Source organism: Streptomyces radicis, assembly GCF_003626575.1.
Classification (GTDB): domain Bacteria; phylum Actinomycetota; class Actinomycetes; order Streptomycetales; family Streptomycetaceae; genus Streptomyces; species Streptomyces radicis.
The window spans coordinates 27,868-40,255 of the sequence record NZ_RBDY01000020.1; the positions used below are offsets into that span (position 1 = coordinate 27,868).

General features: G+C 69.2%; 7 protein-coding genes. 4 read left to right on the top strand and 3 right to left on the bottom strand.

Annotated elements, in window-relative coordinates; all coding sequences use genetic code 11:
- Positions 1-32: 32 nt before the first annotated feature.
- The 4 genes from D7318_RS22450 (at position 33) to D7318_RS22465 (ending at position 6,588) form a co-directional block, all read left to right on the top strand.
- Positions 33-1,175, top strand: coding sequence for an aminotransferase class I/II-fold pyridoxal phosphate-dependent enzyme (locus tag D7318_RS22450; protein WP_220729749.1), 1,143 nt, complete (start codon positions 33-35; stop codon positions 1,173-1,175).
- A complete protein-coding gene (locus D7318_RS22455; protein ID WP_120698984.1) occupies positions 1,172-2,905 on the top strand; it encodes a non-ribosomal peptide synthetase in 1,734 nt (577 codons plus the stop codon). Before D7318_RS22450 ends, D7318_RS22455 begins: the two co-directional genes overlap by 4 nt.
- Before the next feature lie 159 nt (positions 2,906-3,064).
- A complete protein-coding gene (locus D7318_RS22460; protein WP_120698985.1) occupies positions 3,065-4,810 on the top strand; it encodes an ABC transporter transmembrane domain-containing protein in 1,746 nt (581 codons plus the stop codon).
- Positions 4,811-4,836: 26 nt separating this feature from the next.
- Positions 4,837-6,588, top strand: a complete 1,752-nt coding sequence (locus D7318_RS22465) for an ABC transporter ATP-binding protein (protein ID WP_230423968.1) — start codon at positions 4,837-4,839, stop codon at positions 6,586-6,588.
- Positions 6,589-6,658: 70 nt separating this feature from the next.
- Here D7318_RS22465 and D7318_RS22470 read toward each other — a convergent pair whose 3' ends face one another.
- From D7318_RS22470 to D7318_RS22480, 3 genes are all read right to left on the bottom strand, one after another.
- Positions 6,659-8,482 carry a hypothetical protein gene (locus D7318_RS22470; protein ID WP_147437777.1) on the bottom strand — a complete coding sequence of 608 codons (1,824 nt, stop codon included), beginning with the start codon at positions 8,480-8,482 and terminating at the stop codon, positions 6,659-6,661.
- A gap of 6 nt (positions 8,483-8,488) precedes the next feature.
- Complete coding sequence (locus D7318_RS22475) at positions 8,489-10,708, bottom strand: type III PLP-dependent enzyme domain-containing protein (protein WP_183091477.1); 2,220 nt, start codon at positions 10,706-10,708, stop codon at positions 8,489-8,491.
- Positions 10,709-10,934: 226 nt separating this feature from the next.
- Complete coding sequence (locus D7318_RS22480; RefSeq protein WP_120698989.1) at positions 10,935-11,993, bottom strand: glycosyltransferase; 1,059 nt, start codon at positions 11,991-11,993, stop codon at positions 10,935-10,937.
- Positions 11,994-12,388: the final 395 nt, after the last annotated feature.

Below are 12,388 nucleotides of genomic sequence, written 5' to 3' on the forward strand. Positions count from 1 at the left end.
CGCCGCGCCGAGGAAAAGGAGCCGTACCCGCTGTGATACCCAAGACCTGCAAGATCGAGAGCTTCTTCGGGGAGTGGGAGTTCGCCGTCGAGTACGTGGCCTGCGCCTCGGACGTGGACGGCCTCACCCTGCGCGAGGTGCTCGACCTCGCCGATCCCGAGACCCTCGCCCTGTGGGAGGGACTCGAGCTCGGCTACACCGAGACCACAGGGCACCCGCTGTTGCGCGAGGCGATCGCCGACGAGTACACGAAGACCGACGCCGACGGCATCACCGTCTGCGGCGGCGGAGCGGTCGAGGCGCTGTTCCTCGTCAGCCATGCCCTCATCGGCCCCGGTGACCACGCCGTTGTCATCTGGCCCGCCTTCGAGCCCCTGCACCGCATCGTCCCGGCCCTCGGCGCCGAGTTCACCCCGGTCCCGCTGGACGCGGAGAACGGCTGGCGGCTCGACCTCGACGCGGTCCGCCGGGCCATCAGGCCCACCACCCGTGCGCTGTTCATCAACTTCCCGCACAACCCGACGGGTGCGCTGCCGAGCCGTGCGGAGTTCGAGGCCCTGGTCGCCCTGGGCGCCGAAGCGGGGGTCACCGTCGTCTCCGACGAGGTCTACCGCCATCTGGAGTTCGAGCCCGGTGCGACGCTCCCCGCCGCGGCCGACCTGGACGAGAACGCCGTCAGCGTGGGGGTCATGTCGAAGGCGTACGCCCTGGCAGGGCTGCGCGTCGGCTGGATGGCCACGCGCAACACGGCTCTGACGACCGCGGCCCGTACCCTCAAGGACTACACGACGGTCTGCGCCTCGGCGCCCGCGGAGATCCTCTCCCTCATCGCCCTCCGGGCTCGGGACCAGCTGGTCGAACGCAGCAAGCGGATCATCCTCGACAACCTCGGGCACGCCGACTCGTTCTTCGGGAAGCACCCCGACGCCTTCGCCTGGGAGCCGCCGCGCGCCGGAATGGTCGCCTTCCCGAAGCTGACGCTCCCCACCCCGGCGCACGAGTTCGTGAGCGATCTCGTGCGTGAGGAGAGCGTCCTGCTGCTGCCGGACAGCGTCTTCGACACCACCGACAACCGCTTCCGCATCGGCCTGGGCCGCACCTCGCTCCCGCTCGCCCTCGACCGCATGGACACGTTTCTCACCCGGCGCGCTCGCCATGGAAGGAGCCAGCGGTGAACCCCGGTGAGCCCGATCGGCTCGTAGCCATGTTCCTGAAGTCCGCACAGGACACACCGGATCGCGTCGCGATCCGGGACAGCGGCGGCTCGTGGACCTACGCCGAGACCGCCGCCGCGGCCGCGGACCTGGCCGACCGGCTCTCCGCCGCCGGGGTCGAGCCGGGCCACCGGGTCGGGGTCATGGCGGCGCGCCGGGCCGGCGGCCCGGTGGCGATCCTGGCCGCCCTGTGGAGCGGAGCCGCGTACGTTCCGATCGACCCCGGCTGGCCCGCCGCCCGGCGCGCGGCGGTCCTGCGGGGCGCCCAGGCGCGGACGGTGGTGGCGGTCGACACCGCGCACGAGACGCCCGATGACGTGCCGCGCCTTGACCTGACGACGCCCCAGCTGCTGCGGGCCCCGAGCGCGCAGCCGTCCTCCCCACGCCCCCGACCGCACCCGGGCGCCGCCTATGTGATCTTCACGTCAGGATCGACCGGTACGCCCAAGGGCGTCGAGGTCCGGTCGGCCGCGGCGGGCGGACTGGTCGAGTCGGTGGCGTCGTTGATCGGGATGGGTCAGGACTCGGTGTTCGTCGCCCTGTCCTCCTTCGCCTTCGACATCTCGGTGTTCGAGATCTTCGCCCCGTGGTCGGTCGGCGGCGAACTGGTCATCGTCCCCGAGCTACAGATCCTGGCGAACCAGCTGGGAGCGTCGCTCGAGGCGCCGGGGCGCGACGTCTTCGTGCAGACCACGCCGACGGTCCTTGAGCATCTCCTCAGGAACGGGCTGGCGCTGCCGAAGGACACCGTCCTGATGCTCGCCGGGGAGCGGCTGCGGCGCTCGCTCGTGGCCCAGGTCGCGCATGTCCGACAGGTGTGGAACCTGTACGGGCCCACCGAGGCCACGATCTACACCACGGCGCACGCGTGCCTTCCGCTGGTCCCCGACGACCCGGAGCCTGACCTGCCGATCGGATCGCCGGTCAACGGCGCGACAACGCGGATCCAGCCGCTCTCGGACGGTGGAGAGGAGGTCGGTGAGCTCCTGATCGGCGGCCCCGGCCTCGCCCTCGGCTACGTGGGGCGGCCGGATCTGACCGCGGAGCGCTTCCTGGACGGCGGGTCGTGCTATGCCACAGGTGACGTGGTCCGACGCAGGGCCGACGGCCTGCTGGTGCACGCCGGGCGGCTGGACCGCCAGGCGAAGATCCGCGGCAACCGCGTCGAGCTCGACGAGGTGGAGGCCGCACTCGCCGAGCGGCTCGGCCACGGTCGCGTCGCGGTCCGGATGGACACGCATCGCGTGGCGGGCCCGTACCTCGCGGCGTTCGTCGCCGATCCCCACTGCGATGTCGTGTCGTTGCGCCGCGGACTCGCCGATCGGATCCCGGCCTACATGGTGCCCACCCGGATCTACCTGGTCCCCGAGATCCCCATGACCAGTAGCGGCAAGACCGACCACAGCGCCCTGCGGTCCCCCGAGGACACCTGGGCCTGGGACGATGTGGTGTTCGAGACGCTCGCGAAGCTGTGGGAGCGGTATCTGGGCGTACCGGCGGCACCGGACGGCAACTTCTACGCGCTCGGCGGGAACGCGCACATCGCCCGGCGGATCGCGACAGGTCTGGCACAGGCCCATGGCACCGAGGTGGACGCCGCGGTGATCGAGCGGCATCCGGTGCTGTTCGACCTCGCCGCCGCGTTGACCGAGCTTGTCGGTACGCCGACGCGGGCCGACGGAAGGGCGTAGCGGCGGCCCCCGATCCGCCAGACCCGAAGATGTTCCTCAACTGTGCGCGGTCTCAGCGACTTTGCCGGGCCTGACAGCCGGTCGTACGATGGCCGCCGCCGTCCGACAGATGCTCATGAGGGCGAGGCTCGGCTACCGAAAGGGATCGATCTCTCGATCATGCAACGGATTCCCGCGCTCGGGCCAGAAGGACTTGACCACCGGTCGGCGGCCAGGTTCTTGCTCGCGCTCGTCGGCAAGCAGAAGGCCGCCACGCTCTGGGGTGCGGCCATGTCCACGGTGTGGATGACCAGCCAGGCCCTGCTCCCGCTCATGGTCGGCCTCGCGATCGACAGGGGAATCGCCGAGAACGACAGCGGCGAGGTGGTCCGGTGGTCGATGGCCGTCCTGCTGCTCGGCCTCATCAGGGCAGCCACCGGCATCGCGTTCTACCGGCACTCGATCATCACACGCACGGTGTCGGCCTCCCTCACCACGCGCATGGTGACGCGGCATGTCACGCGGCTCGGCGCGTCGCTCCCGCGTCGGAGGGACGCCGACGACCTGATCGCGACCAGCACGTCGGACGGCGTCGCGATCGGGATCGGCCTGCTCTACGCCGGTCGGATCATGGGTTCCGTCGCGGCCATCACGGCTGTCACCGTGATCATGCTCATCATCTCGGTCCCGCTCGGACTCCTGGTCCTCGTGGTCGTCCCCGTGCTCAGCGGACTCACCGGCCTGCTGCTGCGTCCCCTGCACCGGAACCAGGACGAGTACCGGTCGTTGCAGGGGCGACTGGCGGGACGCGCGATCGACATCGCCTCGGGACTGCGGGTTCTCAAGGGAGTGGGGGGCGAGCGGCAGTTCGCCGCGCGCTTCCGCGCGGACTCGGCACGGCTGCGCGAGGCGGATGTCGGAGTGGCGCGCGCCGAGGCGGACTTCGAGGCGGCGCGGGTCCTCGTGCCGGGTCTGGTCACCGTGGTCGTCACCTACTCGGCGGCTCAGTTCGCGCTCGACCAGCGCCTGACGATCGGCGAGGTCGTCGCGTTCTACGGCTTTGCGACCTTCCTCACCTTGCCGCTCACCGACTTCATGGAGGGCATGAGCCAGGTGACTCGGGGGATGGTGGCCGCCCGCCGGGTGACGCGGCTGCTGAACGTCAAGCCGCGGGCCGGGAGTTCGCCGGACGAGACGGCCGGTACCGTGCCGTGGACCCGGGGCGAGGCCCTCCTGGGCGACAGCGCTTCGGGACTGTCCGTGCCACCGTCGACGTTCATGGCGGTCGCCTGCGCCGATCCCTCGGACGCCGCCGAGCTCGCCCGGCGACTGGCCCGCTTCGAGGACTCCGGCGAACCCACGCTGGGCGGCGAGCCGTTGGCGTCGCTGCCGGTCTCGGTGGTGCGGTCACGGATCCTGCTGGGCCTGAACAGCGACCGGTTCTTCGCCGGGACGCTGAGGGAGGAGCTCGCACCGTCCGGCACGATCGACACGGCCGCCATCGGTGCCGCCCTGCGGATCGCGTCGGCGACGGATATCGTCGACGCCCTTCCCGACGGCCTCGACAGCCCGATGACGGGACGCGGCAGAACCTTCTCGGGCGGCCAGCTGCAACGCCTGCGCCTCGCCAGGGCACTGCTGGCGGACGCCGACTTCACCCTGCTCGTGGAGCCGACCAACGCGGTCGACGCGTACACCGAGCACCGCATCGCGGGGAACCTCGCCGCGTTCCACGCGACGCACGCGGCCGGGCGGAGCACGGTCGTGTTCACCCTCAGTCCGCTCCTGCTCCAACAAGCGCACCACGTGGCGTATGTGGCGGAAGGCCGCGTGGTCGCCACGGGGACGCACGACGACATACTGGCACGTCACTCGGCCTACCGGACATCGGTGGGGCGTGACGAGGTTCCGCGGGTGAGGAAATGAAGGCTCGTACACTCCCGGTCGCCGATGTGAGGTTCGTCCGAGGTTTCCTCGGGCGGACGGCGCGGCGTCACCGCAAAGAACTGGCCGGTGTGCTGGCCCTGTACGCCATCGCCGTGAGCAGCGGCCTGGTCGGCCCCCGGCTCCTCGGCGCCCTGGTCGAGGACGTGCGAGACGGTACGACCTCGGGCCATGTGACCGTCGTCGTGGCCGTGCTGACCGGATTCATCCTGCTCCAGGTGATCCTGACCCGCGTCGCCTTCCGGGCGGCGGGCCGACTCGCCGCGACGGTGCAGGGCGAGATCCGCGAGAAGTTCGTCGACGACGTGCTCGAACTGCCGCTGTCCTCCGTCGAGCGGTCCGACGACGGCGATCTGGTGACGCGTGCCTCGCAGGACTCGGAAATGCTGCGACGCACCATGCAGCTCGCGGTGCCTCAGGTCATCGAGGCGCTGGTGTGGATCGTCCTCGGCTTCATCGCCCTCGTGCTGGTGTCGCCGTTGCTTTCGCTCGCCATGCTGATCATCCTGCCGCCGCTGATGGCGGGGTTCCGGTGGTACCTGGCCCGGGCGCGCGCCGGCTTCCTGCGCGAGGCCGCGGCCTCCTCCGGCATCACCGAAGGACTGGACGCGACCATCCAGGGTTCGGCCACGGTCGAGTCCTACGGCCTGGAGTCCCACCGCGTCCGCCGCGCGGAGCGTGACACGGAGGCGGGGTACGGGGCGATGAGGTACACCTTGTACCTTCGTACCGTCCTGTACTCCACGGAGGAGTTCCTCTACACCCTGCCGTTGGCCGTCGCCCTGCTCCTCGGCGGCTATGCCTACACCGAGGGCTGGGTCAGCCTGGCCCAGGTGACCGCGGCGACGGTGTACATCCTCCAGATGATGTTCCCGCTCGAGACGTTGCTCGACTGGGTGGGGACACTCCAGCAAGCCGGCGCGTCGCTGGCCCGGCTGCTCGGCGTGGCGGACCGGTCCGAGCAGGACGGCTCCCACTCCGTGAAGAAGCCCGCCGGGCACGGCGCGATCACCTCCACCGAACTCGCCGCCCGCGATCTCCGGTTCGCGTACGACGACGGGCCCGAGGTCCTGCACGGAGTCGAGCTCACCGTGCGCCCCGGCGAGCGGATCGCCGTCGTCGGACCGACCGGAAGCGGCAAGTCGACGCTCGCCCGGCTGCTGTCCGGGACCTATCCACCGCGCGGCGGCGACGTCACGCTCGGCGGCGTCCCCCTGCGGGAGCTGCCGCACCACGAGCTGCGCGAGCACGTCGTACTGGTCAGCCAGGACCAGTACGTCTTCGGGGGCACCCTTCGGCAGAACCTCGAGCTGGCCGCCTCGCACGCCACGCGGGACGGCCGGGACGGGGCCGATGACGCCGCACTCCTCGGCGCTCTCGAGGCCGTCGGCGCGCATGGCTGGGTGGACGCCCTCCCCGAGAAGCTGGACACCACGGTGGGCGTCGGCGGGGAGGACCTGACGGATGCGCAGGTCCAGCAACTCGCGTTGGCCCGGCTGAACTTGGCGGACCCGAGTGTCCTGATCCTCGACGAGGCGACGTCCCAGATGGATCCGAGCTCCGCTCGAGAGCTCGAGCAGTCGTTCGCGGCCGTACTGGAAGGGCGGACCGTGATCTCGATCGCACACCGGCTCCACACGGCCCGCGACGCCGATCGCATCGCGGTCGTGGAGAACGGACGCATTGTCGAGATCGGATCCCACGAGGAGCTGATCGACCGGGAGGGCACCTACGCCCGACTGTGGTCGAGCGGGACCTGAGCCGCCACCCGTGCGGTGCGTACCGCCGGGCGTGTGGCACGGCGCGGCGGCGTCCTTGCCCGGGTGTCCCCTACCAGGGATCGGTCTCGCTTCCGTCGGCGGCGAGCGCCACTCGCAGGGCGCGAAGCACCGAGGCCGGAGGGACCAGCTCGGGGTCCCCGGGTGAGACCCGCATGATCTCGTCGGGTTGCTCGGGAAAGATGTCGGTGACGGTTGGCTCCGAGAAGCCGAAGCTACCCCGCTGAACGACCTCGGGGAGATCCGGCGAACCGGCGCGTAGGACGTTGCGGACGCGCTCCGCCCGTTCGGGGCCGAGCCGGAGCAGTACGAAGGGCACCGCGGGGCGACCGAGCGAGACCCAGGCGTGATGGTCCGGGTGATCGGCTCTCGCCGGGTGGATGACCTCCAACGCTGGTCTGTCCAGCTCCGTCGCGATCCAGGCCGCGGCCTGCCCCAACCGTTCGGCACGAGCCGCGGCGCCGTCGGCGGACCGGGTGACGAGCCTCAGCGCGGGCTCGTACGCGCCGGCGAGGTCCACCGCGCGGCGTAGCTCCGTGGACGAGAACAGCGGGTCGCATCCGTCCGGCACGACGGTGAGCAGATATCCACCGGGGGACCAGTCCTCGCCGGCCATGAAGTGCTTCTGAAGACTCGACCAGACCACGACCTGCACGCCGGACTCCTTGGCCGATTCGGCGACCAGTCGCAGCCATGGCCCTGGACCAGGGACGCTCGCGTCAACAGCCACGAGACCCCGACCACTTCCGCATTCCTTCCCGAGCTTGCGAATCGTCGACGGCACATCACACACGGCGAGGTCGCGGGCCTTGCTCGGCGCCCAGTCGGTGAACTCCGAGACATAGGCGGTCGAGGCGCTGTTGGAAACCGGCTCCAACAGCAACACCATTCCCGAAGGCCCGTCGGGAGCCGCTCCGGGGAAGACCCCGTTCAGTGGATGCTCCTCCTCGATGCGCCGGACATCGCATCGATGCGAGAAATACTTGAGCAGCTTGCCGTTCTCGGGGTAACAACTGTGCCCGGCCAGCACCGATGAGCCTGTCAATTCCGCCTGCCGCAGAATCGAACCGAGCGCGGACATGCCGCTCGACGTGACGACGCAGTCGACTCGTTCGATGCCGGCCAGGAACGGGCGGTGGGCCTCCGCCAGCGAACGCTCGCATTCCTCGACGACGCTGTGGCGACCCTGGGACGCCGCCCGGGCGGATCGGAGCCGGACCGGCCGGACGTCCGCGGGTGCGGTGCCGGATGGCGCTTGGCCCACACACCATGACGAAGCGGTCGGCAGCTGTTCGAGGTCGAGGTAGCCGGAGGTCAACTGGATGAGCGTCGGAGCACCGCCGAGCTTGCGGGCGTCGACGGCGAGATGCTGAAGGACGTCCGCCCCGGTGGCCGGGAGCCACAGCACGCCCACCTCCTGATCGAGTACGCGGAGGGACTCGATCTCGGGAATCGGCAGCCGATCTCGTTTCGCCGGCTGCTTCGCGGCGATGTAGTCGGCGGCGTAGCGGTGGGCCTCGCGGGCACAGCCGACGCTCCTGAAGAGCAACGCGTCCCGCGTGTCATTCGACAGCAGGCGCTCGAGAACGTCCGGGTCGAGCGTCTCACGTTCGTAGTGCGAGGGGTACGAGGGCCCCTGCAACGTCCCGCTCCCGTGGCGGCTTCCCCTCACCGGCGATTGCCACGTCGAGAGGAGCAACGCGTCCCTGAGTCGCAGCTTCGCCGAGTGGATCACGTCCTCGTCGGCACCCGCCCGAATCGCCGCCAACAGGGCGTGCACCGCGTCCCGCTCCATGTCGGTCGCCGGAGCGAGACGTGCGAGGTCCTGCGAGAAGCTCACCCGGCGCCGCGCGTCGGGCACCATTCGACCGGTCACCGGGGCTCATCCATGGGCGGATCCCCGTCCGAACTCATAGCTCATCGAGTAGTCGTACGCCCCGCACGAGCCGATCGCGATCTTTGTGCCGATCCGCAGATCGGTCGTGTCGACGTTCGAAAGGAGCACGTCGCTCTCCATGCAGGTGCGGCCCAACACGCGTGATGTTCCCCGACGCAGGGGAGTCCACCGGCCATCGAGGAGCACGGCCACCGGGCGATCGAACGTCATCGCCTGAGACATCTCCGGGTCACCGATGTCGACCACGACATCGCACTCCGACGCGTCGGTACGCCGAGCGAGCACGGTCGCGAAGCGGATGCCCGCATACTGCGTCAGCACCCGGCCCGGCTCGGTGACAAGCCTCGTCGCCCCGTCGCGGATGGACGGGAAGAGCTCACGCGCCTGTGCCACCGACGAGCAGTAGTCCTCGAAGTCCTCGGCGTGCCAGCCACCACCGACGTCGACCACCGCGGGCGGCGATCCGATCGTGTCGGTCAACACCCGCGTGATCCGTGCGAGCCGCTCGACTTCGCGGCGCCACACGGCACTTCCGATGATGGCCTCGGCATGGTGGAAGTGAATGCCCCACGTCGCGTCCAGCAGGGTCGCCGTCCGAGTGAGCTGATGAGCCACCTGGTCGATCGCGTCCGCGGTGTCCATCTCGACCCCGAACCGGCTCTCGAAGCTCGGATGGAGCCGCACACCGACCGTCTTCAGCTCGAGTGGGAAGGGCCGGTGGCCGACGTCGCCGAGCATCCGCAACTCGTCGAGCGAGTCGGCGAACGCGACACCGCACACGGCCGCCGTGGGGGTGGGCCACCACTTGGCGGGCCCGTTCAGGATCGCGTCCCGCCGCTCGAACCCCGCACGCACCGCGGCGTCGAGCTCGTGCTGCGACGTGGCTTCGGCCACGAGGCCCGACGCCGCGGCGATCGTCATCAGTCCGGGGTGGGGAAAGGTCTTGACGCTGTAGCCGATCACCGTGTGCGGTCCGAGCGTCTCGCGCATCCGCGCGACCCGTCGTGCGAAGTCACTCGTGTCGACGGCGAACGAGCCACTGCCGCCGCCCGTTTCGTACGAACCCTTCTCGAGCACCTCGACGAGTCGTTCAGTGGCCTGATCGTCCCGAGGGTGGTCGACCTCCGGCTCCTCGGTGACGGAGCGGGGCTTGGCGAACGCCGGTACCGTCGCCGACCGGTCTCGGCTCCCGGTCGGCGACGAGTCGCCCGCCCGCTGAAGCCGACCTGCCCCCACCGATGGCGTTCCGGACTCGACGACGAGCCGCGTGAAAGCCGCGCTCGAAGGGGACTCCGTACGGGCCGGGGATCCGGAGATGAGCGACCCGACGACGTTGAGGCCCGCGGCGGCCGCTCCGTAGATCCAGGACGGCAGCGTCGGCTTGACCGCGATCAGGCGCAGCTCACCGCCCTCCGTTCGGATCAGCTCGACGTCGCCGCCGCCGTTCCAGCCCAGCTCGGAGAGGCTCGTTCGCAACCGGTCGCGAAGGGCACCCGAGAGCTCGGTCACCTCGCCCGACCATGTCGTCCCGCCGTTCGCGACCTCCGTCGTCGACATGAACACGGCGTCGACGAGCTCCCCGTCGAGGGCGGCGAACGCGATGGAACACGCCTGACCGGGAATGTGCTCCTCCAGGTACCAGCGGGTACCCCACGTTGCCTCGATCCGCTGCCCCGCGCGGAGCGCGGCCGGTGTCCTGTCGACCCACTGGGACCCGCCGAGCTCGCCCCTGACCCAGGCCCCGTGCTCGCGTCGCCGCAAGAACCTCGAGACTTCGTTGACCGAGTGCGCGTCGAGCGACGGAGGCAGTGGTATGTCCAGCAGGCGCGAGAGCCGCTCCGCGGGTCTTCCGAGACGCGAGACGCAGTGCTCGTCGGGGGTGAGCAGCCGCGCGCTCGGTGGCAGCTCCCGTGCGAGAAGCCGGGCTTCGAGCGCGAGACCCGGGATCAGAAAGGAGTCGCTCGCCAGATCCTTCAGCTGGGCGACCCAGGTATCGAGGCGCACCTCGTCCCAGTCCGGAAGGCAGTGCATCTCATCGAGAATCTCCGAGTGCAGAGCACTTGGCACTACCGAATAGCCAACTCCGACGATCAAGGCATTAGGCTCGAACAGGCGAATGCTGCGCGCGATCCCGAGCCCGGCGGACCCGTTCGATCCGTCGTCAATCCCGGAAACCACATAGCGCGCGCGCATCGAATCTGCCATTTGCGACATTGCAATCCTGGAGAATTTCTCGCTCGTGTAGCGAATCTTTGGGAAAGACTCGCAGCGGCGTGAGCTATTGTCAAGCCCTCTGGATCATGAACTTCCGGTTCTCCGGCGGTAGTTGTGGAATCGTCACCGAGTGTGGCACCTGGCGCGACCAGCCGCCCGCCTTCGGTCCCCGGCCCCGCGTCACCGCCGCACCGACCGTGCGCTCACGGCGTCGGACTCACCGGGGGCAGTGCTGGGCGAGCTCTCGCTCGAGCCGCTTGAGCCCTCCGATATCCCGTAGCCGGGGCAGCTCGTCGAGCATGTCGAGGAATCGCCGACCCCAGAGGGCATAGTCGGGAAAGCGATCGAGCCGGCGCGCGAAACCCTTCTTTCGCCATGACCACGGCTTGATCCCCGCGTAGTGCAGCCCGCGGGCCACATCTATCGTCGGGTAGCCGTAGAAAATCGAGTACCTCGGATCCAGGCTTGTCCACTGGCCGGACCAGAACAACGTTGCCGCTTGCTGGTCGGTCCACGACCAGCGATTCCGCACAAGGTCTCGGATCTCACCTTGGTCGACCCAGTCCATGAACCTGCGGTAGGTCGACATCGACGGCTCGACCATCAGCAACGACGCATTGACACCATAATTTTCGACATCCACGGCCACCCGGTCGGTGATCTCCCGGGGGATCGGCGCGCCAGGTGGGCAGATGTCCGCGTACACGTCGTGCCACACCCATGTGCCGGTCTTGAGCGCGTCAGGCCGCTCGACCAGTTGTCCCCGTTCATCGATATCCGCCATATGGGCTCGGCGCTCGTTGATGATTCCGGCGGGTGCGGGAATGTCCCAGAGCCGCTCGAAGTCGCGGAGTGGAAGGAGATCGGCGTCAATGTTGACGACCTTCTCGTACGAGCAGCCGAAATCTCCGTCAGGCCCGAGGCGCAGAGAGGCGAAGCGGGTCAGTGCGGCGCCCTGCACTCTCGCCGATCCGGTCCGCTGGGAGGCTGAGGAGGGTGATTCCTGGTAGCCGGGGATGGGGATCTCGTCAACGGGGAGGACCTTGTCATAGAGAGTCAGAAGGGCATCACGTGCGCGATCCGAGACATCCTTGGTGACCAGACAGACACGGTCCGAGCGGCTGCCTTGACGCTTGAGCCCGTACGCGGCCATCAGACATCCTGGAAGGTAGCTGTCGTTGAACATGAGGAAGGTCACAAACGCGCGCCGATCCTCCTTCGGAGGCGCCTGTCGCGAAGGTCGCGACACATGCAGGCTCGTGTCTTGGTCGGGCATTGACGACGGCTCCCTCAGGCTCGCGCAGGCATGCGGACGTTCGTCCGGCACGGCGAACGAAGTTCGTGGCTCTCACTGTTGATATCGACCGGAGATTGATCTGGGCCTGCCGATCGGATTCCGAACAGCCTGGGCGTGGATATCGGGTGTCCGAACAGCGGTCGCCGAATGTGATGCAGAATGCGTTTAGCAGAGGCTACCATCGCATTGTCCGCTTCGCCCAACCCATGGGGGGTAACTGGTGATTGGCTCGGTGATTTGCCCAGTTTATCCCGCATGGTTGTGCGTCCGCGACGGCTCGGGCGAGGCCAGGCGCCGCCCCCCGGCGTAAGCTCTCGCGGAGCCACGGTCGCCGGTGCTCCGCGTCATGAGGCGCGTAGCACCCCCATGAGACG